This is a genomic window from Streptomyces canus (genome assembly GCF_030815415.1).
GTDB lineage: Bacteria > Actinomycetota > Actinomycetes > Streptomycetales > Streptomycetaceae > Streptomyces > Streptomyces canus_F.
Map to the genome: position 1 here is coordinate 2,175,061 of NZ_JAUSWW010000001.1, position 23,812 is coordinate 2,198,872.

At 70.3% G+C, this 23,812-nt stretch carries 20 protein-coding genes and 2 pseudogenes; 4 read left to right on the forward strand and 18 right to left on the reverse strand.

Annotation, left to right across the window (positions count from 1 at the left end; all coding sequences use genetic code 11):
* Positions 1-9 precede the first annotated feature (9 nt).
* The gene (locus tag QF037_RS10160; protein WP_307023797.1) at positions 10-798 is read right to left on the reverse strand and encodes an acyl-CoA dehydrogenase family protein; all 789 of its coding nucleotides are present in this window, start codon (positions 796-798) and stop codon (positions 10-12) included.
* Between the two features lie 217 nt (positions 799-1,015).
* Between QF037_RS10160 and QF037_RS10165 the strand changes: the two genes are divergently transcribed.
* Positions 1,016-1,708 (forward strand): GntR family transcriptional regulator, encoded by a 693-nt coding sequence (locus QF037_RS10165; protein ID WP_307023799.1) that lies wholly within the window; start codon positions 1,016-1,018, stop codon positions 1,706-1,708.
* A gap of 95 nt (positions 1,709-1,803) precedes the next feature.
* On the opposite strand, the gene QF037_RS10170 is transcribed toward QF037_RS10165, so the two are convergent.
* From QF037_RS10170 to sucC, 6 genes are all read right to left on the reverse strand, one after another.
* Positions 1,804-2,037 carry a hypothetical protein gene (locus QF037_RS10170; RefSeq protein ID WP_307023802.1) on the reverse strand — a complete coding sequence of 78 codons (234 nt, stop codon included), beginning with the start codon at positions 2,035-2,037 and terminating at the stop codon, positions 1,804-1,806.
* Positions 2,038-2,068: 31 nt separating this feature from the next.
* Complete coding sequence (locus QF037_RS10175) at positions 2,069-2,605, reverse strand: beta-class carbonic anhydrase (RefSeq protein ID WP_307023804.1); 537 nt, start codon at positions 2,603-2,605, stop codon at positions 2,069-2,071.
* A 101-nt stretch (positions 2,606-2,706) separates the two neighbouring features.
* On the reverse strand, positions 2,707-3,939 hold the full coding sequence (frc, locus tag QF037_RS10180; protein WP_307037088.1) for a formyl-CoA transferase: 1,233 nt from the start codon (positions 3,937-3,939) through the stop codon (positions 2,707-2,709).
* 82 nt (positions 3,940-4,021) lie between these two features.
* Positions 4,022-5,578: an aldehyde dehydrogenase family protein gene (locus QF037_RS10185; protein ID WP_307023806.1), complete on the reverse strand. Its 1,557-nt coding sequence runs from the start codon at positions 5,576-5,578 to the stop codon at positions 4,022-4,024.
* Positions 5,579-5,714: 136 nt separating this feature from the next.
* Positions 5,715-6,617, reverse strand: a complete 903-nt coding sequence (gene sucD / locus QF037_RS10190) for a succinate--CoA ligase subunit alpha (RefSeq protein ID WP_307023808.1) — start codon at positions 6,615-6,617, stop codon at positions 5,715-5,717.
* A gap of 11 nt (positions 6,618-6,628) precedes the next feature.
* Positions 6,629-7,759: an ADP-forming succinate--CoA ligase subunit beta gene (sucC, locus tag QF037_RS10195; protein WP_307023810.1), complete on the reverse strand. Its 1,131-nt coding sequence runs from the start codon at positions 7,757-7,759 to the stop codon at positions 6,629-6,631.
* Between the two features lie 181 nt (positions 7,760-7,940).
* On the opposite strand from sucC, the gene frc (QF037_RS10200) reads away from it, so the two are divergent.
* From frc (QF037_RS10200) to QF037_RS10210, 3 genes are all read left to right on the forward strand, one after another.
* Entirely contained in the window at positions 7,941-9,173 is a 1,233-nt protein-coding gene (frc, locus tag QF037_RS10200) for a formyl-CoA transferase (protein WP_307023812.1), read from the forward strand.
* A 128-nt stretch (positions 9,174-9,301) separates the two neighbouring features.
* Positions 9,302-10,690: an OFA family MFS transporter gene (locus tag QF037_RS10205; protein ID WP_307023814.1), complete on the forward strand. Its 1,389-nt coding sequence runs from the start codon at positions 9,302-9,304 to the stop codon at positions 10,688-10,690.
* Positions 10,691-10,724: 34 nt separating this feature from the next.
* Positions 10,725-12,113 carry an OFA family MFS transporter gene (locus QF037_RS10210; protein WP_307023816.1) on the forward strand — a complete coding sequence of 463 codons (1,389 nt, stop codon included), beginning with the start codon at positions 10,725-10,727 and terminating at the stop codon, positions 12,111-12,113.
* A 66-nt stretch (positions 12,114-12,179) separates the two neighbouring features.
* On the opposite strand, the gene QF037_RS10215 is transcribed toward QF037_RS10210, so the two are convergent.
* The 11 genes and pseudogenes from QF037_RS10215 to QF037_RS10265 form a co-directional block, all read right to left on the reverse strand.
* Positions 12,180-13,220 carry a sugar phosphate isomerase/epimerase family protein gene (locus QF037_RS10215; protein WP_307023818.1) on the reverse strand — a complete coding sequence of 347 codons (1,041 nt, stop codon included), beginning with the start codon at positions 13,218-13,220 and terminating at the stop codon, positions 12,180-12,182.
* 99 nt (positions 13,221-13,319) lie between these two features.
* Positions 13,320-14,792: a nucleotide pyrophosphatase/phosphodiesterase family protein gene (locus QF037_RS10220; RefSeq protein ID WP_307023820.1), complete on the reverse strand. Its 1,473-nt coding sequence runs from the start codon at positions 14,790-14,792 to the stop codon at positions 13,320-13,322.
* On the reverse strand, positions 14,789-15,988 hold the full coding sequence (eboE, locus tag QF037_RS10225; protein WP_307023822.1) for a metabolite traffic protein EboE: 1,200 nt from the start codon (positions 15,986-15,988) through the stop codon (positions 14,789-14,791). Before eboE ends, QF037_RS10220 begins: the two co-directional genes overlap by 4 nt.
* A gap of 3 nt (positions 15,989-15,991) precedes the next feature.
* Positions 15,992-16,840: a TatD family hydrolase gene (locus tag QF037_RS10230; protein ID WP_307023824.1), complete on the reverse strand. Its 849-nt coding sequence runs from the start codon at positions 16,838-16,840 to the stop codon at positions 15,992-15,994.
* Positions 16,840-17,526, reverse strand: a complete 687-nt coding sequence (locus tag QF037_RS10235; RefSeq protein ID WP_307023826.1) for an EboA domain-containing protein — start codon at positions 17,524-17,526, stop codon at positions 16,840-16,842. Before QF037_RS10235 ends, QF037_RS10230 begins: the two co-directional genes overlap by 1 nt.
* On the reverse strand, positions 17,523-18,407 hold the full coding sequence (locus tag QF037_RS10240; protein ID WP_307037090.1) for a sugar phosphate isomerase/epimerase family protein: 885 nt from the start codon (positions 18,405-18,407) through the stop codon (positions 17,523-17,525). Before QF037_RS10240 ends, QF037_RS10235 begins: the two co-directional genes overlap by 4 nt.
* A gap of 182 nt (positions 18,408-18,589) precedes the next feature.
* A pseudogene (locus QF037_RS10245) lies at positions 18,590-18,826 on the reverse strand (inositol-3-phosphate synthase); the annotation flags it as partial.
* Positions 18,827-18,937: 111 nt separating this feature from the next.
* A complete protein-coding gene (locus QF037_RS10250; RefSeq protein WP_307023828.1) occupies positions 18,938-20,275 on the reverse strand; it encodes a ThuA domain-containing protein in 1,338 nt (445 codons plus the stop codon).
* Positions 20,276-20,462: 187 nt separating this feature from the next.
* Positions 20,463-21,462: pseudogene (locus tag QF037_RS10255) on the reverse strand (sugar phosphate isomerase/epimerase family protein).
* A 15-nt stretch (positions 21,463-21,477) separates the two neighbouring features.
* Positions 21,478-22,680: a Gfo/Idh/MocA family protein gene (locus QF037_RS10260; protein ID WP_307023830.1), complete on the reverse strand. Its 1,203-nt coding sequence runs from the start codon at positions 22,678-22,680 to the stop codon at positions 21,478-21,480.
* An 82-nt stretch (positions 22,681-22,762) separates the two neighbouring features.
* Positions 22,763-23,800, reverse strand: coding sequence for a substrate-binding domain-containing protein (locus QF037_RS10265; RefSeq protein ID WP_307023831.1), 1,038 nt, complete (start codon positions 23,798-23,800; stop codon positions 22,763-22,765).
* Positions 23,801-23,812: the final 12 nt, after the last annotated feature.

Sequence of the window (23,812 nt, forward strand, 5' to 3'; positions counted from 1 at the left end):
GGCGGGAGTTCAGGACGGGGCGAGGGATTCGACGGGCCGGCGCACCACGTCGGCGGCCACGAGACGCGGCCCCTCCGCGCCGGCGGCGGCCCGCAGCTCCAGCAGCCAGGGCAGGACCGTGCGCAGCACGATGTCGAGCCCGCCGCCGTCCTCGCCGAGCATCGCGTCGGCGGGCACCAGCACCGGATCGGCGAGCACGGTGGAGGTCGCGCTGCCGGAGCGCCCCACGGCGTCCGGCCGGGCCGGGACGAACAGGTCCGGGGCGTGCGCCGGAACCCCCCAGAGACTCAGGCCGTCCCGCGCACCGAGCGGGCGGGAGGACCAGAGGTAACTGTCGGCCTCCCCCGCCGCGACCACCTGGCGTTTGCGCGCACGCAGCGCGACCACGCCACCGGAACGGACCGCGGTGCAGCGTGACGTGAGGAGTTGGGCCTCCTCCCCGTACCCGCCCGTGCCGTCCTCGGCGAGGGCGAGGCTGCTGAGGTGGCGTCCGGCGGCGATTTCTCCGCGCACCCAGGCACTGCCGTACGACTCGATGACGGCGACCGCCGTGTAGTGGGCCTGGAGCACGGTCGCCGTGGCGGGGCAGACGCACGCGGTCCGCGCCACCACCTCGGCGGCTTCCGGCAGCCCGAGGCCGGCACCGCCGAACTCGGTGGCGACGGTGAGTCCCAGCAGCCCGGTGGCCCCGAAGGCCGTCACGGCGCCACGGGGGAACCTGCCTTCCGCACCGGTCAGTTCGGCGCAGGGCGCGACGGCACGGGTGAGGACTTCAGCGAGCGTGGTGCGGTACGACACGGAGTGACCCCCTCGGGAGCGGTGTCCGGTCCGCTGTCAGGCGGCGACGAAGATTGCATACAGTATTTTGCATCCTTCGCCCGGTCGACACCAGAGGTGCGCCGAGGCAATTTCCGGGAGCCCGCGACGCAGGCCACACGGGAATGGCTATTGCATACTAAACTCAGTATCCCGTAGTCGATGCTTGCCGACCGCCGTCGAACGAGGGAGAGGGTCCATGCCCGACACACCCACCGTGGCAGCCCGCGGCCCGATCGCCCGGCCCGCCCCGCTGCGCCAGGCGGTCTACGACGCCCTGACCGAGCTGATCATCAACGGCTCGCTCAAGCCCGGCCAGCACCTCGTCGAGGCCGACCTCGCCGAGCACCTCGGCGTCAGCCGTCAGCCCATCCGTGAAGCTCTCCAACGGCTCCACACCGCCGGCTGGGTCGACCTGCGCCCCTCGCAGGGCGCCTTCGTCCACTGCCCCACCGCCGAGGAGTGCGCCCAACTCCTCAGCGTCCGGGCCGTCCTGGAGACCCACTCCGCGCGCGGGGCCGCCCAGCACGCCACGCCCGCCGACGTCGCCCGGCTGCGGGAACTGCAGCGGACCGGCCTCACCGCGCTCGCGGCCGGTGACGCCCGGGCCATCGTGGAGGCGAACGCCGCCCTCCACGCCCACATCACCCACCTCTCGCGCAACGCGGTCCTCGCCGAGCTCATCCCCCAGGTGGACCGGCGTGTGCGCTGGTACTACATGCCCATCGCCAAGCCCCGCGGCACGGACGCCTGGAGCGAGCACGCCCTGATCATCGAGGCCATCGCCGACGGCGACCCCGACGGCGCCGAGGAGCTCATGCGCCGGCACACCGCGAACACCACCGACTTCTACTGTGAGCAGATCGCCGCGGTGGCCGGCCGGGGCGCGTGACGACGGGGCGAGGGTCAAGGCCGGCCCGGCTTCGAAGACAGGGGCGAGCCGGGAGGGCCGGGTGGGCGGACCAGCACGGCACTCCCGCCGAGCGCCTACCGACGGCTTCCGGCTCCCGGTCCGCACCGAGTGGACCAGCTGCCTTCCGCCGTCAGCCGCGCTCCGCAGGGCCGTGCGACGACGAGGGCACCGCCCTCGAACCCGATGCGATCACCGGCGGTCACGAAGAGCGGGCGCACCAGTTCGAAGGCGTAGCCGTCGTCGGTCTCGAGAACCTCCACCCACACCGACCGCGGGATCGGCGTGGCCCCGTCAGCTGTCAGGCGCATGCCGGGATACTCCCACAGCCCCTGGACCGGTTCAGGCGCCCGCGTCTATCTCCCGCAGCAGTCCCGACGTCACGTCGAAGACGAAACCGCGCACATCATCGGTGTGCGGCAGGAACGGGGAGGTGCGCACCCGCCGTATGGACTGCCGTACGTCCTGGTCGACGTCCCGGAAGGCCTCCACCGCCCACGCCGGCCGCTGCCCCACCTCCATCTCCAGCTCGTGCCGGAACTCCTCGGTCAGCGTCTGCAGACCGCAGCCGGTGTGGTGGATGAGGACGACACTGCGGGTTCCCAGGGCCCGCTGACTGATCGTCAGAGAGCGGATGGTGTCGTCGGTGACCACACCGCCGGCGTTGCGGACGGTGTGGCAGTCGCCGAGTTGCAGGCCGAGCGCGGCGTGCAGATCGATACGGGCGTCCATGCAGGCCACGACGGCCACGCGCAGGACCGGACGGGCACCCATGCCCGGGTCCACGAACCCTGCGGCGTAGGCGCGGTTGGACTCCACGAGCCGGTCGATGACGGAGTCGCCGACGGGCGGGGCGATACGGGATGCGTGGGTCGACATGCTGGGCTACCTCACTCCGGTTCGGGTACTCACGGAAACCGTCCCGGGGAGCGGTCGCGGCTCGCCCGGGACGGAGTGGAAGCGGCGTGGACCGCCGTCGGTCAGATCACGCCCTGTGCCTTGAGGAGCGGCAACTCCGCTTCTTCGATGCCGAGTTCGCCGATGAGGATTTCTTCGGTGTGCTGGCCCAGGAGGGGGGAGGGGGTGATGTGGGTGGGGGAGTCGGAGAGTTTGAGGGGGTTGCCGACGGTGGTGAAGGTGCCGCGTTCGGGGTGGTCGACCTGGACGACGATCTCGTTGGCGGCCAGGGAGGGGTCCTCGATGATTTCTTTGGTGGACAGGATCGGTCCGCAGGGGATGTTGTGTGCGTTCAGCTGGTGCAGGACCTGCCATTTGGGCAGGGTGGTGGTCCATTCCTCGATCAGCTGGAACATTTTGGCGAGTTTGGGCAGCCGGGCCTCGGGGGTGGCCCATTCCGGGTCGGTGGCCAGTTCGGGGCGGCCGATCAGGTGGGCCAGGGGTGGCCAGCCGACGGGCTGGACGATGACGTAGACGTAGTCGTTGGGGCCGCCGGGCGCGCATCTGACGGCCCAGCCGGGCTGCCCGCCCCCCGAGGCGTTGCCGGAGCGCGGGACCTCGTCGGAGAAGTCGTCGCCGGGGTATTCGGGGAGCGGGCCGTGGGTGAGGCGTTGCTGGTCGCGGAGTTTGACCCGGCACAGGTTCAGCACGGCGTGCTGCATGGCCACATTCACCCGTTGTCCGCGTCCGGTGTGCTCGCGCTGGAACAGGGCCGCCAGGATGGCGGCCACCGCGTGGATGCCGGTGCCCGAATCGCCGATCTGCGCGCCGGTGGCCATCGGCGGCCCGTCCGCGAACCCGGTGGTGGCCATCGACCCGCCCATCGCCTGGGCCACCACCTCGTAGGCTTTGAAGCCGGTGTAGGGGCCTTCGCCGAAGCCCTTGATGGAGGCGTACACGATCCGCGGGTTGATCTCCCTGATCCGTTCCCAGGTGAACCCCATCCGCTCCACCGCACCGGGCCCGAAGTTCTCCACCATCACATCCGAACGCCGGATCAGCTCGGTCAGCAGTTCCCTGCCCCGCTCGGACTTGGTGTTCAGCGTGACACTGCGCTTGTTGCAGTTGAGCATCGTGAAATACAGCGAGTCCACACCCGGCACATCCCGCAACTGCCGCCGGGTGATGTCCCCGCCCGGCGCCTCCACCTTCACCACGTCCGCACCCAGCCACGCCAGCAACTGCGTCGCCGACGGACCCGACTGCACATGCGTCATATCCAGCACCCGCACACCCTCAAGAGCCCTCGTCATGATCGCCACCTCATTCGTACGTCGACGTCTGCACACGCTGTCCCGAGGACGGCGCCCTCGCACGGGCGCCGCCCTCGGCCGCCGGTCACGGCATGAGCTGGTACTCGGGGAAGTTCCCGGGCAGCCGCTCCCCCGCCGGGCCCTGGGTCACGGCGCGCACCAGCAGCTCGCCGCCGACGAACGCGCCGCGCCAGGACGCGCCGAACCCGCCGAACAGTTCATCGCGGTCGCCCCGCGAGCGCGGCGTGCCGTGGCCGACCTTGAACGCCCGGATCTGCGGGGCGAGCCGGTCGAAGGTGGACCGGTCGTCCGTGGACAGCGTCGCCACCAGTGCGCCGTTGGAGGCGTTCATCGCGGCCAGCAGCTCCGCCTCGGTGTCGACCAGGACGATGGTGTCGACCGGACCGAACGGTTCCGCGTGGTGCAGCGGTGAGGACGGCGGCGGGTTGAGGAGCGTGACGGGCTGGACGTACGCCGAGGTGTCCTGGCCTGGCAGGAAGCGGGCGTCGCTCTCACTGGCCCGGTGCAGGGGGACGGCGCCGCGGGCGATGGCCTCGGCGACCTGGTCGTGCAGATCCTTCGCCTTGGCCGCGTTGATCACCGGGCCGAAGTCCAGTGCCGGGTAGGGGTCGTCGGCCCGGGCGACGGCGAGCGGGTGGCCGACCTTGAGGGTGCGCACCGCGGGGAGGTAGGCGGCCAGGAAGTCGTCGAACAGCTCCCGCTGGACGACGAAACGCGGGTACGCCGTGCAGCGCTGCTTGCCGTAGTCGAAGAGCTTGGGGATGACGGCGGTGAGGGCGTCCCAGTCCGAGTGGTTCCAGATGCCCCAGGTGTTGAGCCCCTCCTGTTCGAGGACATGACGCTTGCCGAGGTCGGCGACGGCGGTGGCCACGGCGGCGCCGGTGTCGCGGCCGCCGACGAAGGAGACGCAGCCGATCTCGGGCGCCCGCACCAGCGCCTCGGACAGCTCGCTCCCGCTGCCGCTGACCAGGGTGACGGGGATCCCCTCGCGGGCGGCGAGCGCGCAGGCCAGGGTCAGACAGGCGACACCGCCGTCGGTCGGGGTCTTGGCGATGACCGCGTTGCCCGCCAGGGCCTGCACCAGCATGGCGTGGACGAGCACGCTCATCGGATAGTTCCAGCTGGCGATGTTGGAGACCGGGCCGTCCAGCGGAGCCCGCCCGGCGACCATCGGCTCGATGCCGTCGACGTACCAGCGCACCCCGTCGATGGCCCGGTCGACGTCCGCCTGGGCGAGCCGCCACGGTTTGCCGATCTCCCAGACGAGCAGCAGGGCGAGGAGTTCGCGGTGCTGGGTGAGGGCGTCGAGGGTGGCCGCGACACGGGCTCGGCGCTCTTGGAGCGGGATGTGCCGCCAGGCGCGGTGCTGGTCGAGGGAGGCGCGGACGGCCTGGTGGGCGGCTTCACGGTCCAGCCGCGGCGGGCCGGCGATCGGGCTGCCGTCGACGGGGCTGGTGGCGGGCAGGGCCCGGCCGTCGGCCCGCCAGGCGGCGTTCCAGAGGTTGAGGGCCCGGTCGTCACGGAACGCCTCGGGGGCGGCCGCGAGACAGCGCCGCCAGGCGTCGTCCCAGGTGGTACCGGACTTCACCACGAGGGGGGTGGAGTTGAGGGTGGTTGTCATTCGGTGTCTCCGCTCTCGGTGCACAGTCGGGGGCGGGGGTGCCTGGCATCCACGGAAGGTGCTGCGGAACCGCGGAGGGCAGGTCCATGCGACGAGTGGTCGCGTGTACAGGGAGGAACTCGGTGGCGCCGCGCGATCAAACCCTGCGGGTCGCGTCGCGGTCGGCCGCCAGCAGGTCGAGCACGAGGCGGGCCGTCTCGGTCGGGGTGTCGCCGACCTTGACACCGACCGCTTCCAGCGCTTCCTTCTTGGCCTGCGCCGTGCCCGAGGAACCGGACACGATGGCGCCCGCGTGTCCCATGGTCTTTCCCTCGGGCGCGGTGAATCCGGCGATGTAGCCGACGACGGGTTTGCCGACGTGCTGCTCGATGTACGCGGCCGCGCGTTCCTCGGCGTCGCCGCCGATCTCCCCGATGAGCACGACGAGTTCGGTGTCGGGGTCGTCCTGGAACGCGGCCAGGCAGTCGATGTGGGTGGTGCCGACGACGGGGTCGCCGCCGATGCCGACACAGGTCGTGAAGCCGATGTCGCGCAGCTCGTACATGAGTTGGTAGGTGAGCGTGCCCGACTTGGAGACCAGGCCGATGCGCCCGGGTTTGGCGATGTCGGCCGGGATGATGCCCGCGTTGGACTGTCCGGGGGTGATCAGGCCCGGGCAGTTGGGGCCGATGATCCGGGTGCCCTTCTCCTTCGCGTACGCGGTGAAGGCGACGGAGTCGTGGACGGGGATGCCCTCGGTGATGACGACGGCGAGCCCGATGCCGGCGTCGGCTGCTTCGATGACGGCCGCCTTGGCGAAGACGGGCGGTACGAAAACGACGGTGACATCGGCTCCGGTCGACTGTATACCGTCGGCAACCGACCCGAAAACAGGTACGGCACGATCGTCGAAGTCGACGGTCCGGCCGGCCTTGCGCGGGTTGACGCCGCCGACGACGTTCGTGCCGGCCGCGAGCATGCGGCGGGTGTGCTTCATGCCCTCGCCGCCGGTCATGCCCTGGACGAGGACCTTGCTCTCCTTGGTGAGGTAGATCGCCATGTGCCGCCTCCTCAGGCTGTGTCGGCGAGTCGGGCGGCCCGGCGGGCGGCGCCGTCCATGGTGGTGGCCTGCTGGACCAGCGGATGGGCGTGCGCGTCGAGGACGGCGCGCCCGCGGGCGGCGTTGTTGCCGTCGAGGCGTACGACGAGCGGTTTGGTCAACTGGACGGTGTCCAGGGCCCGTACGATCCCGTCGGCGACCGCGTCGCACGCGGTGATCCCGCCGAAGACGTTGACGAACACCGACTTGACCGCCGGGTCCGAGAGGATGACGGACAGCCCGTCGGCCATCACCTGGGCGGACGCCCCGCCTCCGATGTCGAGGAAGTTGGCCGGCCGGGCGCCGCAGCCGGCGACCACGTCGAGGGTCGACATGACCAGACCCGCGCCGTTGCCGATGATGCCGACCTCGCCGTCGAGCTTGACGTAGTTGAGGCCCTTGGCAGCCGCGGCCGCCTCCAGCGCGTCCCCGTACTCCGCCTCCTCGACGCCCCAACGGGCTTGCCGGAAGCGGGCGTTGTCGTCGAGTGTGACCTTGCCGTCGAGGGCGAGGAGCTGTCCCTGCCGGGTGCGGACCAGCGGATTGACCTCGACGAGGACGGCGTCCTCGCGGACCAGTACCTGCCACAGCCGTACGAGGACGTCGGCGGTCTGCGGCGGGAGGCCCGCGGCCTCGGCGATCTCTGCCGCCTTGGCGGAGGTGACCCCTTCGGCCGGGTCGATGTGTATACGGGCGACCGCCTCCGGGCGAGCGGCGGCGACCTCCTCGATCTCCATGCCGCCCTCGGCGGAGGCGATGGCGAGGAAGCGGCCCACCGCGCGGTCGAGGACGTACGAGACGTAGAACTCGGCCTCGATGTCCACCGGTTGGGCCAGCATGACCTTGCCGACGGTGTGGCCCTTGATGTCCATGCCGAGGATCCGGCGGGCCGCCAGTTCCGCCGCGGCCGGGTCGGCCGCGAGCCGCACACCGCCGGCCTTGCCCCGCCCCCCGGTCTTGACCTGCGCCTTGACGACGGCGGGGCCGCCCAGCCTGCGCGCGATCTCCCGCGCCTCCTTGGGCGAGTCGGTGACCTCCGCCCTCGGCACGAGGATGCCGTGTTCCTCGAAGAGCCCGCGGGCCTGGTGCTCGTACAGGTCCATGATTCGGCTCCCGTCTCGATCGGGTCGCGTCTGAAAAGTGGTGCACGACCCCTGGACATCACCCACGGGATGCGGGATAACAATCTTCATACAGTATTCGTCGACTGTATGCAATCTACCGAACACGGCTCAGGATCAGCGCCGCCATCACGCTCAAGGCAACGGACAAGCGAGGTGACCTGTGACGACGAGGGCTCTTGAGGGTGTGCGGGTGCTGGATATGACGCATGTGCAGTCGGGTCCGTCGGCGACGCAGTTGCTGGCGTGGCTGGGTGCGGACGTGGTGAAGGTGGAGGCGCCGGGCGGGGACATCACCCGGCGGCAGTTGCGGGATGTGCCGGGTGTGGACTCGCTGTATTTCACGATGCTCAACTGCAACAAGCGCAGTGTCACGCTGAACACCAAGTCCGAGCGGGGCAGGGAACTGCTGACCGAGCTGATCCGGCGTTCGGATGTGATGGTGGAGAACTTCGGGCCCGGTGCGGTGGAGCGGATGGGGTTCACCTGGGAACGGATCAGGGAGATCAACCCGCGGATCGTGTACGCCTCCATCAAGGGCTTCGGCGAAGGCCCCTACACCGGCTTCAAAGCCTACGAGGTGGTGGCCCAGGCGATGGGCGGGTCGATGGCCACCACCGGGTTCGCGGACGGGCCGCCGATGGCCACCGGCGCGCAGATCGGCGATTCGGGCACCGGCATCCACGCGGTGGCCGCCATCCTGGCGGCCCTGTTCCAGCGCGAGCACACCGGACGCGGACAACGGGTGAATGTGGCCATGCAGCACGCCGTGCTGAACCTGTGCCGGGTCAAACTCCGCGACCAGCAACGCCTCACCCACGGCCCGCTCCCCGAATACCCCGGCGACGACTTCTCCGACGAGGTCCCGCGCTCCGGCAACGCCTCGGGGGGCGGGCAGCCCGGCTGGGCCGTCAGATGCGCGCCCGGCGGCCCCAACGACTACGTCTACGTCATCGTCCAGCCCGTCGGCTGGCCACCCCTGGCCCACCTGATCGGCCGCCCCGAACTGGCCACCGACCCGGAATGGGCCACCCCCGAGGCCCGGCTGCCCAAACTCGCCAAAATGTTCCAGCTGATCGAGGAATGGACCACCACCCTGCCCAAATGGCAGGTCCTGCACCAGCTGAACGCACACAACATCCCCTGCGGACCGATCCTGTCCACCAAAGAAATCATCGAGGACCCCTCCCTGGCCGCCAACGAGATCGTCGTCCAGGTCGACCACCCCGAACGCGGCACCTTCACCACCGTCGGCAACCCCCTCAAACTCTCCGACTCCCCCACCCACATCACCCCCTCCCCCCTCCTGGGCCAGCACACCGAAGAAATCCTCATCGGCGAACTCGGCATCGGCGACGAGGAATTGCGCCTGCTCAAGTCGAGCGGGGTGATCTGACGTGACATGACCGAACAAGGGGCCGACCGACGGTGCGCGTCGCCCGGCCCCGGGACCCGTGCGCGCACGAAAGGCATTTGGACAGGGGGCGCTGGCCAGATCTTTCGACGCAAGGAGTGCTTGAGCAGATGACAACGATCGACTACTCGACGTCCGTCCCGTATCGGGAGGTGACGGACCACAACGGCCGCGTGTACCGCGTCGGTGAGACCGACATCGACATCATGGGCCGTAAACGCAAGTGGATGGTCATCCTGCCGTGGGTCGGCATGATGGGCATCAGCTCGGCGGAGTACGCGTTCGCGTCTGCCGAGGACACGCTGCACATCGCACACGGCTGGAACGACGGACACATCTTCTGGATGCTCGGCGTCTGGGTGTTCTTCCAGGCCGCCGTCGCCTTCCCGGCCGGAAAGCTCAGGGAAAGCGGCAAGCTACCCGCGCGTTGGGCGATGATCCTCGGCGCGATCGGCACCCTGCTCGGATATCTGTCTCTCGCGTTCGCGCCGCATGTGGTCGTCGCGTACGTCGGGTTCGGCATGTTCAGCGGTATGGGCGCCGGAATGGTCTACGCGACCTGTGTGAACATGGTCGGCAAATGGTATCCGGAGCGAAAGGGAGGCAAGACCGGGTTCGTCAACGGAGGATTCGCCTACGGTTCCGTGCCGTTCGTCTTCCTCTTCACCAGCTACATGGATCTGACGAACTTCCGCTGGGTGCTCGTCGCGGTCGGTGTCTTCCTGGCCACGGCGGTGGCTGTGGCCGGCTCCTTCTTCAAGGACCCGCCGAAGAACTGGTGGCCGGCCGAGGTCGACCCGCTGCGCCCGCCGACCGACCCCCGTGCCCGGCGTGCCATGGCCATGAACCCGCCTGCCGTGCGGCAGTACACCCCGGGCGAGGCCTGGCGTACCGGGCGGGTCGCGCTGATGTGGTTCTGCCTGCTGTGCACCTCGGGCGTGAACATCTTCGGTATCGCCTTCCAGGTCGACATAGGCGAGGAGGCCGGCTTCGCGGGCGGAATCGTCGCGACGGCCATGTCGATGAAGGCCATCGTCAACGGCACCGGGCGCGGTGTGATCGGCTGGCTGTCGGACCGTTACGGGCGAAAGCGGTGCCTGATCTTCGTCTGCATCGTCCTCGGTCTTTCGCAGTACGGCATCCTGTGGTCCGCCGACATGAAGAACCTCCCGTTGTTCCTGCTCTTCTCCAGCATCTCCGGGTTCGGCGGTGGCGCCATCTTCCCCATGTTCGCGGCGATGACGGCGGACTACTTCGGCGAGAACAACAATGCCTCCAACTACGGGCTGGTCTACAGCTCCAAGCTGGTGTCCGGACTGCTTGGAGCCGGAATGGGCAAGGTCGTCGTGGACCACTGGGGACACAGCGGCGCATTCACGCTGGCCGGCTCGATCTCTCTGTTCGCCGCGTTCATCGCACTGTTCCTGACACCGCCGGGCCGGCCCAAGAAGAAGAACACCTCTCCCAACCCCCAGCCGCTCGGCGAGGAAATGGCCTGACCCCAAAGGCCTGACACAAAGGAATTGCGCTGCAATGACGGCAGATCCCATCGCAACGAACAGCTCGTCGACCCACCCCGACGCCGCACACCGTCCCTACCGAGAAGTGACCGACACGCGCGGCCGCGTCTATCGCGTGGGCGAGACCGACCGGGACATCCTCGGTCACTCGCGCAAGCTCATGGTGTATCTGCCGTGGATCGCCATGATGGCCATCAGCGTCTTCGAATACGCGTACGGCTCGGCGGAGGACACCCTGTCCCACGCCCATGGCTGGACGCAGAGCAACACCTTCTGGATCCTCAGCGTCTGGGTCTTCTTCCAGGCCGGTGTCGCCTTCCCGGCGGGCTGGCTGCGGGAGAAGGGCGTCCTGACGGCCCGTAAGGCCATGTACATCGGCTCAGGTCTGTGCCTCGTCGGGTTCCTCGCCCTGTCGCACCTGAGCAACGTATGGCTGGCGATCCTGGGCTTCGGTGTCGTCGGGGGGATCGGCGCCGGGCTCGTGTACGCGACCTGCATCAACATGGTCGGCAAGTGGTTCCCGGAACGCCGGGGCGCCAGAACGGGGTTCGTCAACGGGGGATTCGCGTACGGGTCACTGCCGTTCATCTTCATCTTCAACTACGGCTTCGACACCGCGAACTACCACCGGGTCCTGGACCTGATCGGCTGCTACATCATGATCGTGGTCTTCGGATCCGCGTTCTTCTTCAAGGATCCGCCGAAGAACTGGTGGCCCGCGGACATCGATCCGCTGGAGTTCTCCGGCGACGGGAAGAACGCGACGAGCCTCGCCAAGAACCCTCCGGCGGTGAAGCAGTACACACCCAAGGAGGCCATCAGGACCGGCATGCTCCCCCTGATGTGGCTCTCCATCGTGCTGACCGCGGGGGTGTCGATCTTCGGGATCTCCTTCCAGGTCGACTACGCCAAGGAGGTGGGCTTCGGCCCGCTGGTGGCGGCCTCCTCGATGGGTGTCATGGCCGTCATCAACGGCATCGGCCGGGGTGTCGTGGGCTGGCTGTCCGACAAGTGGGGCAGAAAGTCCACCCTGGTGTTCGTCATCGTCGTGCTGGGCCTGGCCCAGTTCGGCGTGATCTGGGCGGGCGACGTGAAGAGCGAGACGCTGTTCCTGTTCTTCGCCTTCCTCTCCGGCTTCGGCGGCGGCGCGTTCTATCCGCTGTTCGCGGCTCTCACCCCGGACTACTTCGGGGAGAACTACAACGCCTCCAACTACGGGCTGGTGTACAGCGGCAAGCTGATCAGCGGTCTGTTCGGCGGCGGACTCGGCTCCATGGTGGTCGCCGCCTGGGGGTATGACGGGGCGTACGCCCTGGCCGGCGCCGTCTCCATGGTGGCGGCGGTGATCGCCCTGCTGCTGCGGCAGCCCGGGCGGACGGCGGTGCCACAAACCGCCGGCTGACGGCACGCGCGCGTGAGGAGGCCCTCCCGGGATTCCGGGAGGGCCTCCTCATGTGTGCGGGGCCGGTCAGCACTTCTCGCGCAGCGAGTGCAGGTGTTCGCTGGAGCGCCGCGCGAACGTGAAGGAGTCGGTCGGCTGGTCGTGCTCGGCCTGCCAGTGGTGGGCGAACCGCTCACCGCGCAGCCTGGTCACGGCGGAGATGAACCGCTGGTAGTCGATGTCGCCGTCGCCGACGTCGGTCATGCGGTAGCCATAGGTGTTCGCGGGGTCGCTCACACCGTCCTTGACGTGGAACAGCGGATAGCGGTGGGGTTGCTTGAGGACGTAGTCCAGCGGCTCGAACGGTGCCGCCGTGCCGTCGGGGCGCTTGGAGAAGCGGAACTGGCCCGAGTACGCCCAGAAGATGTCCATCTCCAGGAACACCAGGTCGGGGTCGGTCTCGGCGAGCAGGACGTCGTAGAGCCGGACCTTGGGGTTGTCGGTGGCGAAGGAGAACTCCTCGGAGTGGTTGTGCTGGTAGAACTTCATGCCGCGTGCCCTGGCGGCCGCGCCGTAGGTGTTGAACTCCTCGGCCGCGCGCTTCCAGGCGTCGACGGTGGAGCCGTAGCGGAACGGTCCCGAGGCGGTGCCGATGTGCTTGAGGCCGAGGGCCTGGGCGTCGTCGAGGACCTTGGTGAGGTTCTGGGCGAAGGTGTAGGCGTTCGGGTCGTCGGAGTAGTAGCCGACGTGGCTGCCGATCGGGTTCAGGCCGTGGTTCCTGGCCAGCCGCTTGAGCTGGGCGAGGGTGATCGGGCCGGCCGAGCCCTGGGTGTATCCGGCGAACTCGACCTCGTCGTAGCCGTACTTCGCGAGCTCGGCGAAGACGGGCGCGAAGCCGAGGGTGGAGACCTTGTCGCGCAGGCTGTAGAGCTGGATGCCGAGCCGGCCGGGCGGCAGGACGGGACGGCCGCGGCCCGCGCTGCCGGAGGCGGCCTCGGTGGCGGCGCCTGCGGGGGTCGCGGCGGCGCCCACGAGAGCGGCGGCGGTGGCGCCCGCGGCCACACCGAGCATGCCTCGTCTGGTGAGGCGGTGGGTGAGTTCCGGGTCGGGCTGGGAGATGCGGCTCATGCCTGAACTCCTCGATGTCGGAGGCGTTGTCAGTGGTGGGTGCTTCACTGGTGATCAGTCGGAAGAGGCCGGTCGTGCGGGGCCGGTGGGGTGGGCCGGTCAGCCGAGACCGGCCAGTCGGAGCAGGAGTGCTTTCACATCGGTGGCCGCGACGCGGTCGCCGACAGCACGGGAGGTGGAGCAGATGAGAAGCGGACCGTCGTCGTCGCTCGCCGGGAGGCGGCCGTGGCTGCCGCGGACAGGTGAGGGATCCAGCGGCACGACCGCCATGCGGTAGCGCAGGCCGAGTTTCTTGCGGGCCAGTGCGGTGGCCGCCTTGACCTTGACGTAGGGGTCGCGGGGATCCATGAAGAGTTCGACCGGGTCGTAGCCGGGTTTGCGGTGGATCTCGACGAGTTGCGCAAAGTCGGGCGCGCGGGCGTCGTCGAGCCAGTAGTAGTACGTGAACCAGGCGTCCGGCTCCGCGACGGCGACGAGCTCTCCGGAGCGCGGGTGGTCGAGGTGGTGGGCCTTCTTGCCCTCGTCGTCCAGGAGTTGCTCGATGCCGGGCAGTCCGGCGAGGGCGTCCCGGGTCGCCTCCAGGTCTTCGGGGCGGCGCACATAGACATGGGCGATCTGGTGGTCGGCGACCGCGAAGGCGCGTGAGGCCATCGGGTCCAGGTACTCCATGCCGTCCTGGGTGTGCACCTCGAGCAGTCCTGCGCGGCGCAGGGCGCGGTTGATGTCGACGGGCCGGCTCACCCCGGTGATGCCGTACTCGGACAGCGCGACGACGGTACGGCCCTCCGCGCGGGCGTCGTCAAGCAGCGGGGCCAGGGCCCGGTCCAGGTCGGCGGCCGCCTTCAGGGAGCGGGGGTCGTCGGGGCCGAAGCGCTGGAGGTCGTAGTCCAGGTGCGGGAGGTAGCACAGCGTCAGATCGGGGTGCCGGGTGCTGATGATGTGGCGGGTCGCGTCGATGATCCATCGGCTGGAGACGAGGTCGGCGCCGGGGCCCCAGAAGTGGAAGAGGGGGAAGGTGCCGAATTTCGCGGTGAGTTCGTCGTGCAGTGCCGGAGGGCGGGTGTAGCAGTCGGGTTCCTTTCGGCCGTCGGAGTAGTAGACGGGACGGGGGGTGACGGTGAAGTCGGTGTCGGCGCCCATGGCGTACCACCAGCAGATGTTGGCGACGGTGTAGCCGGGATGGGCGCGGCGGGCGGCGTCCCACAGCTTGTCCCCGGCGACCAGGCCGTTGTGCTGGCGCCACAGGAGTACGTCGCCCAGGTCGCGGAAGTACCAGCCGTTGCCGACGATGCCGTGCTCGGCGGGGTGGGTGCCGGTCAGGAAGGTGGACTGGGCGGCGCAGGTGACGGCCGGCAGGACGGTTTCGAGAGGAGCGTGGGAGCCCGACCGGGCGAGGGTCTTGAGGTGGGGCATGTGGTCGAGGAGACGAGGGGTGAGGCCGACGACGTCGAGAACGAGGAGCGGAGTGGGACGCGGACCGGCCCGGTGGGGGTCCGTGGCGGCATCCGGGTCCCCGGCGGCTTCGGCGGCCGTCGCGGCTTGCGGGTCCCTGGCGGCTTTGTGGGTGCTCATGGGAGTTCCTTCAGGCCGAGGTCCGTCAACAGGTCGCGGGCGAGGGTGAGTTCGGCGGCGATGCCGTCGGCGAGCTGGGTCCGGCCGCGGGGCCGCAGTTCGGGCGGGAGGGCCTGCCAGGTGTAGGTCTCGACCTCCAGGTGCCGGGTGAGCGGGTGCGGGCCGCCGACCAGCCGGGTCAGCGCGGCCCGGAGGACGGGGAGAGTGGAGGTGAGGGGCGCGGCGGGGGCCGCGTGCAGGGGGACGTGGAAGTGGGCGCGCCAGGGGCTCGCGTCGGGCAGGGTGTCGCCGCCGAGTGCCTCGCCTAGGTCGTCGGTGCCGCGCAGGCCGGCGGCGATGGGGGCCCCTCCCGCTCGAACGGAGTTGAGAGTGGGGGACGTGCGGGTCTGGTGCAGGAAGCGGGGTTCGTCGAAGGCGGCGAGGGCCGTGCGGACCTCCGGCAGATGGGGGTGCTCGGCGTGCAGGGCCGCCGAGAGCTGGGACTTGACAACGGGGACACCGGCCGCGGTGAGGACGTCGAGGGCGGTGTGCGGATCTTCGAAGGAGGTGGCGAGGTGGCAGGTGTCGACGCAGATGCCGATCCGGTGGTGGGCGATCGCGGACAGGGGGGCGAGGGCGTCGTGGGTGGTCTCGACGACGCAGCCGGGTTCCGGTTCGAGGCCGATGCGGATGGACCGTCCGGTCAGCTCCTCCAGGGCGTCGAGGCGTTCGGCGAGCGTACGCAAGGCCTTCTCGTGGCGTCCGGTGCCGTGGGCGGCGGTGCGCCACGCCAGCGGCAGTGTCGAGATGCTGCCGTCGGTGACGTCGTCGGGGAGGAGTCCGGCCAGGACCCGGGCCAGGGCGGTGGTGTGCTCCAGGCGTTCGGGGTCGGCCCAGTCCGGCCGGTAGACGCGGTACTTGACCTCCTCGGCGCCGAACCCTTCGTAGGGGAAGCCGTTGAGGGTGACCACTTCCAGGCCGCGCCGGTCGAGTTCGGCGCGCAGGGCGCGCAGTGCGGACGGGTCGGAGTCCAGGGCGCGGGCGGCGTCGGCGGCCAGCCACAGGCCGATGCCGAGGCGGTCGCGGCCGAGGCGGCGGCGGACGGGCTCGCAGTGGTCGCGGAGCTGGGCGACTACGCCGCCGAGGGTCTCCGCGGGGTGGACGTTGGTGCAGTAGGCGAGGTGGACGGTGGAGCCGTCGGGGTGGCGGAAGCGCATGCCCTACTCGCCCCCGCGCAGGATGGAGTTGCCCTCGTGGGTGGCCGCGGTCGCGGTGGCGTCGAGGGCGAGGCGGCCGCTGAGCCCGTAGAAGGCGACGGGGTTGCGCCACAGCACCAGGTCGACGTCGTCCTCGGTGAAGCCGTTCGCCAGCATGGCGTCGGCGACCCTGCGGGTCTTGAGGGGATCGCTCCTGCCCCAGTCCGCTGCGGAGTTCACGAGCACCTTCTCCGGGCCGTACTCCTTCAGGATCGCGACCATCCGCTCCTCGTCCATCTTGGTGTCGGGATAGACGGAGAAGCCCAGCCAGCAGCCGCCGGCCTTGGCCTCCTTGACGGTGGTCTCGTTGAGGTGGTCGACCAGGACGTGGTCCGGGGGCAGCGCGGACTCCCGGACGACGTCGAGGGTGCGGCGCAGGCCGGCCAGCTTGTCGCGGTGCGGGGTGTGCACGAGGGCGGGCAGTTCATGGTCGGCGGCGAGCTGGAGCTGGGCGGCGAGGGCGGTGTCCTCGGCGGGGGTCATGGAGTCATAGCCGATCTCGCCGACGGCAACGACCTGGTCCTTGACGAGATACCGGGGCAGTTCGTCGAGGACGGGCACACAGCGCGGGTCGTTGGCCTCCTTGGGGTTGAGGGCGAGGGTGCAGTGGTGGGCGATGCCGTACTGGGCGGCGCGGAAGGGCTCCCAGCCGAGGAGGGAGTCGAAGTAGTCGAGGAAGGAGGAGGGCGAGGTGCGGGGCTGGCCGAGCCAGAAGGAGGGTTCGACGACGGCGCGGACACCGGCCGCGTGCATGGCCTCGTAGTCGTCGGTGGTGCGGGACGTCATGTGGATGTGGGGGTCGAACAGGCGCATCAGGACTGCTCCTTGGACTCGGTCGGCGTCGCCTGGGTCAGGGCCAGCGCGCGATGGAGGTCTTCGGGCACTTCACGCCCCGCCGCGGTGCGTTCGGCGGCGTAGTCGCCGAGCATGCGGGCGAGTTCCGCGTCGGCGGCGGCCCGGCGGTCCAGGCCGGCCACCGCGTCGACGGGCACGCCGGTGAACAGGCACTTCAGGACGGCGTGCCGCCACTGGTGGGGGTCCAGGTGGCGGGCCGCGTAGGGGCCGACAGCGGCGGTGAGGAGCCGGGTGTCGTTGGTGCGCAGGGCGTCCTCGACGAGCGGGAGCGCGTCCGGGCCGGGCACGAGGTGGGGCAGGGCGTGCAGGACGGCGCGGCGTTCGTCGGCGGTGCCCTGCCGGTAGACGCGGGTGAGGGCGTCGATGTCGGCGTGGGCCGCGTGCAGGATGAGGACGCGGGCGGCGTCGGCGTGCTCGGGCCCGCAGCGGCGGCCGGCCTCGGCCAGGCGCAGTTCCCATACGGAGATGGGACCGTGGACGCCGGGATGGGCGGCGGCCTCGTCGAGGGCCTGGTCGAGCCAGGCGCGGGCGGCTCCGGCGAGGCGGGTGTCGAGGTGGGCGTGCAGGGTGGTCGGCGGGGTGTGGGCGAGGGCGTCGGGGTCCACCGTGGGGGTGTCCGGGGTGGAGTGGGCGGCGCGGGTCATGTGGTGCTCCCTTCAGGGGTGGCGGAGGGATCGCCGGGAGGTGCGTGGGTGGCCGCCGCTCGGCGGAGGAAGGGGAGGGACTGTTCGGCGAAGTGGGGGCCCACGTGGGAGTGGCGGGGCAGTTCGACGACGGTGAGTCCCCGGTAGCCGGTGTCGGCCAGGGCGGTGAGGACGTCAGGGAAGTCGATCTCTCCGTCGCCGAGGGGAAGGTGTTCGTGGACGCCGCGGCGCATGTCCTCGATCTGGACGTGCCGCAGCCAGGGGGCGGCGGCGCGTACGCAGGCCGCGGGCGGGAGCGGTTCGAGGCACTGGCAGTGGCCGATGTCGAGGGTGAGGCCGAGGGGTTCGGGGTCGCCGAGTTCCCGGCGCAGGCGGTGGAAGTCGGCGAGGGTGGCGAGGAGGTGGCCGGGTTCGGGCTCGACGGCGAGGGGCACGCCTGCGGTGGCGGCGGCGTCGAGGACCGGGGTGAGGGTTTCGGCGAGGCGTTTCCAGGCCGTGTCCTGGTCGGTGCTCGTCGGGGTGATCCCGCTGAAGCAGTGCAGGGCGTGTGCGCCGAGGTCGGCGGCGACCCGGACGGCACGGATCAGGAGGTCGACGCGGCGGGCCCGGTCGTCGGGGTCCGGGTCGAGGAGGGAGGGCCCGTGTTTGCGGCGCGGGTCGAGGACATACCGGGCGCCCGTCTCCACGGTGACGCCCAGGCCCAGCGCGTCCAGCCGCCGGGCGACGCGACCGGTGCGGGCGGCCAGGTCCGGGGCGAGCGGGTCGAGATGCATGTGGTCGAGGGTCAGGCCCAAGCCGTCGTAGCCGAGGTCGGCGAGCAGGCCCAGGGCGTCGTCGAGCCGGAGGTCGGTGAGGCCGTTGGTCCCGTAGCCGAAACGCAGGGGCGTGCCGTTGCGGGATCGGGCGGGGGCGGCGGCTGCCGGGTTCGTGGGACGCTCACCGGACTCGCGAAGTGAGCCAGCCGGCCTGGGCGCACCCGCTCCCCTCCCCTGCCTCACCGCTCCTCCCCTCGCTCTGTGCGGACGGCGCCCTCTTCCGGCCCGTCGCCGGGTCTCGCCACGGTCAGCCCATCCGCGCGTGTGGGCAGCGGGCAGTCATCCGTGTCGTGGCCGCCGAAGACGAGGGAGGACAGGGCGGGCAGGCCGCTGTCGGCGAAGGCCGGGGTCTCGGTGACCAGGCCGGTCGGCGGTCGCAGGCCCGCGGTGACGGCGGCGCAGCCGGTGACGGCGGTCGTGGCGACGGAGCCGCGCGCCCCGATCAGCCAGACACCGACGTGTGGCGAGGAAACGGACGCGGGCATGGGCAGCCTCCTTGTCGAACGCGTCGCGGGTGAACCCCTGGTGGGGAATCCCCCGGCGAGGCAGTGGAAGAGACGGCGGGCGGAGGTCCGGCGTCCCCCGCCCGTCGCCGCTCAGCTGCCCTTGACGGGCAGTTCCTTGACGCGGATGTTCCGGAAGGACACCTGGTCGTCGGCTCCGTGGTTCTGGATGCCGAAGTGACCGTCGGTGAGGCTCCGGGCCGGGTCGGTGTTGGTGAAATCGTTGATCTTCACGCCGTTGAGCCAGACGCGGAGGCGTTCGCCCTCCACGCGGATCTCGTACGTGTTCCACTCCCCCGGCGGGTTCAGCGCGCGGTCGCGCTTCTTCAGGTCGGCGGAGCGGAAGCCGTAGACGGACCCGGTCGTCTTCTCGGGCACGTCCGTGGCGTCGATCTGGATCTCATAGCCGTTGTTCACGGCCGACCAGGGGTCGTCCGAGGGCGGGAATCCCGCGAACACACCGGAGTTGTCGTCGCCGGCCGTCCTCCAGTCGAGCTTCAGCGAGTACGCGCGGAAGTCCGACGCGGCGTACCAGAGCATCCCCATGCCGCCGGACGAGGTGATGGTGCCGTCGTCGTCCAGGGTGAAGGAGCCCGGACCGGCCTGCCGCCAGCCGCCCAGTGACTCCGCGGTGCCGTCGAACAGCGGACGGTATCCGTTCTCCGGTCGGCAGTCGGCCTGCGCCTCACCGATCGCATACAGGATGCCGCCGACCAGATGCTGTCGGAAGGCGGGGTCCGCGTACGACTCCTTCGTGTGGCCGCCGCCCGTGTAGAAGGCCCGGCCGCCCTGGTAGTTCTGGCACCAGGCGATCGGATGGTCCCCGTTCATCGTGCCGCCGGTGTACGACGACTCGTCGAGCGAGGCGAGGACATGGGCCCGTTCCCGGGGGTTGGAGCGGTAGTTGTACCACTCGTCGGTCCGGGTCCAGGTCGGCCCCAGTGCCGAGGTGGCGGGGTGGGCGCGGTCCTCGACGACGACCGTCGCGGGCTGGATCGCCGGGTGCGACTGGAAGTAGGCGCCGGCGAGGCCGCCGTAGAACGCCCAGTCGTACTCGGTGTCGGCGGCGGCGTGGATGCCGACGTAGCCGCCGCCCTTGCGGATGTAGCCCTCGAAGGCCTTCTGCTGGGCGGCGTCCAGGACGTCGCCGGTCGTCGACAGGAAGACGACCGCGTCGTAGCGCCGGAGGTGGCGGGAGGTGAAGGCGCCGGCGTCCTCCGTGGCGTCGACCGTGAAGCCGTTCGTATCGCCGAGTTCCTTCAGGGCGGTGACGCCGTCGGGGATGGAGTCGTGCCGGAAGCCGGCCGTCTTGGAGAAGACCAGAATGCGTTCCCCGTCCCGCCCGCCCTGTGAGGCGGCGGGGCCGGAGACGCAGCCCAGAAGCACGGCGGCTCCGACAACTGCCGTGGTCAGTCGGCTCGTTGAGCGCATCGCAGGTTCCTCCTGTCAGCCGGTCGTGCAGGTGAAGTCGGCCATGTCGAGCAGGGCCCCGGACCCGGTGCTCCCCTTGAGGACCGGGCAGGGCGTGCTGGCGCCCCTCGGTGCGCGGGACAGGGGCCGGGCGTACGGGCGGGTGCGTACGCCGGGGTGCGCGTCATCCCGGCGTGCCGACGGGCGGTCAGTTGCCGAACGCCGCGTCGAAGGAGGCCGACGGCGGCTCGAAGTCGTATGCCTTGAGGCTCTTCAGTGCCTCGGGGGCGCCCTGGAGCCGGTCCATGCCGGCGTCCTCCCACTCGACCGAGACGGGACCCTGGTAGTCGATGGAGCGCAGCATCCGGAACACGTCCTCCCAGGGGACGTCGCCGTGTCCGGCGGACACGAAGTCCCAGCCGCGGCGCGGGTCGCCCCAGGGCAGGTGGGAGCCGAGGCGGCCGTTGCGTCCGTCGAGGCGCTTGCGGGCCTCCTTGCAGTCCACGTGGTAGATGCGGTCGCGGAAGTCCCAGAGGAAGCCGACGGGGTCGAGGTCCTGCCAGACGAAGTGGCTGGGGTCGAAGTTGAGACCGAACGCCGGTCGACGGTCGATTGCATCCAGTGTGCGGACGGTCGTCCAGTAGTCGTAGGCGATCTCGCTGGGGTGGACCTCGTGCGCGAACCGCACACCCTGCTCGTCGAAGACGTCGAGGATGGGATTCCAGCGGGTCGCGAAGTCCTCGTAGCCGCGCTCGATCATCGACTCGGGGGCGGGCGGGAACATGGCGACCAGGTGCCAGATGGCGGAACCGGTGAAGCCGATGACGGTGTCGACGCCGAAGGCGGCCGCGGCCCGCGCGGTGTCCTTCATGCGGTCCGCCGCGCGTCGCCGGACCCCTTCCGGGTCGCCGTCGCCCCACACCTCGCTCGGCAGGATGGCCTGGTGGCGTTCGTCGATGATGGCGTCGCAGACGGCCTGACCGACCAGGTGGTTGGAGACGGCCCAGCACTTCAGGCCGTATTTCTCCAGGAGTTGGTGGCGCGAGGGGAGGTACGTCGGGTCGGCGAGGGCCTTGTCGACCTCGAAGTGGTCGCCCCAGCAGGCGAGTTCCAGTCCGTCGTAGCCGAAGTCGCGGGCCAGACGGCAGACCTCTTCGAGGGGAAGGTCGGCCCACTGGCCGGTGAAAGAGCGTGAATGTGCGCGGCATGTCGCTTGCGCCTCCTCAGACGGCTATGGGTGTGTAGACGGAGTTCTTCTCGGCGCTCTCCTCGACGGCCGCGAGAACGCGCTGGATCTGGAGTCCGTCGGTGAAGGAGGGTTCGGGGCGGCGGCCCTCGGCGACGGCGTGGACGAGGTCGCGGGCCTGGTGGACGAAGCTGTGCTCGTAGCCGAGGCCGTGGCCCGGCGGCCACCAGGCGTCCAGGTAGGGGTGGTCGGGTTCGGTGACGAGGATGCGGCGGAAGCCGGCGTGCGCGGCGGGCTCGGTGCCGTCGTGGTACGAGAGTTCGTTGAGGCGCTCCAGGTCGAAGGCCAACGAGCCGCGCTCGCCGTTGAGTTCGATGCGCAGGGCGTTCTTGCGGCCGGTGGCGTACCTGGTCGCCTCGAAGGAGGCGAGGGCGCCGGAGGTGAAGCGGCCGGTGAACAGGGCGGCGTCGTCGACGGTGACCTGGCCGGTACCGGCCGACGTCACCGCGGACAGTCCGCTGGTGGCGCCGACGGGCAGGGGCCGTTCCCGGACGAAGGTCTCGGTGAGGGCGGAGACCCCCGCGAGCCGCTCCCCCGCCAGGTACTGGGCGAGGTCGATGATGTGCGCTCCGAGATCGCCGAGCGAGCCCGAGCCGGCGTGTTCCTTGCGCAGCCGCCAGGTGAGGGGGAACTCGGGGTCGCCCAGCCAGTCCTGAAGGTACGTCACCCGCACGTGCCGCAGCTTCCCGAGACGGCCCTCGGCGACCATGTTCCGGGCGAGCGCGGTGGCGGGCAACCGGCGGTAGTTGAAGCCGACCATCGCCAACTTCCCTCGCCCGTATGCCTCTTCGGCCGCCTGTGCCATCACCGCGGCTTCCTCGACCGTGTTGGCGAGGGGCTTCTCGCACAGCACGTGCTTCCCCGCGGCGAGAGCGGCGACGGCGATCTCGGCGTGGCTGTCGCCGGGGGTGCAGATGTCGACGAGGTCCACGTCGTCCCGGGCTATCAGCGCACGCCAGTCGGTCTCGGCCGCCGCCCAGCCGTGCCGCTCGGCGGCGGCCCGCACGGCTGCCGGGTCGCGGCCGCAGATCGCGGACAGGACCGGCTGCCTGGGCAGGTCGAAGACGCGGCCCACGGTGCGCCAGCCCTGGGAGTGGGCGGCGCCCATGAAGGCGTAGCCGACCATGCCCACCCTCAGGGGCGGTTTCTCGGCCCCTTCTGACTGCTGCGGCTGTGCCATGCGCAATGTCCTCCTCGTCGTCGTGGCGCGGTGGGGGGTGCCTTCCGCCCGACGGGCCCTGCGGCCTGCCGGGCGGAACGCCTCACTTGAAGCCGGTGGACATGTACTGGTCGATGTTGGTCTTGTCGACGACGGCCGAGTAGAGCGTGAGCGAGGCCGGGATCTCGAACTCGGCGAGGCCGCCGATGCCCTTGCTCTGACCGAGGGCGCGGGCGAGGTCGATCGCGGAGGCGGCCATGGTCGGCGGGTAGAGGACGGTCGCCTTGAGGACGCCGTCGTCCTTCTTGATGGCCTGGAACGCGGAGAGCGCGCCGGCGCCTCCGACCATCAGGAAGTCGTCCCGACCGGCCTGCTCGATGGCCCGCAGCGCGCCGACCCCCTGGTCGTCGTCGTGGTTCCACAGGGCGTCGAACTTCGACTGGGCCTGGAGGAGTTGGGCCATCTTGGCCTGCCCCGACTCCACAGTGAACTCGGCGGCCTGGCGGGCCACCTTCTTGACGTTGGGGTAGTTCTTCAGGGCGTCGTCGAAGCCCTTGGTGCGCTGCTGGGTCAGCTCCAGGTTGTCCAGGCCGGCCAGTTCGATGACGCGGGCGTCCGACTTCCCCTTGAGCTTCTCGCCGATGTAGTGACCGGCGTTGAGGCCCATGCCGTAGTTGTCGCCGCCGATCCAGCAGCGGTACGCCTGCGGGGTGTTGAAGATCCGGTCGAGGTTGACGACCGGGATGCCCGCGCGCATCGCCTGCAGGCCGACCTGGGTGAGCGCCTTGCCGTCGGCGGGCAGCACCACCAGGACGTCGACCTTCTTGTTGATCAGTGTCTCGATCTGGCCGATCTGCGCGGCCGTGTCGTTGGAGCCCTCGGTGATCTCCAGGGTGACGTCCGAGTACTTCTTCGCACGCGACTTGGCGTTGTCGTTGATGGCGTTGAGCCAGCCGTGGTCGGCCTGCGGTCCGGCGAAGCCGATAGTGACCTGCTTGCCGGGCTTGTCGTCGGCGGCCGGCTGGTCGTTCGCGGCCGGTTCGTCGTCCGAGTCGTTACTCGTGCAACCCACGAGGAGGGCACCGGCTCCTACGGCGGCGGTCCCGAAGAGCAGCCCTCTGCGGCTGGTGAGCTCTGGCATGGCGGTGAACCC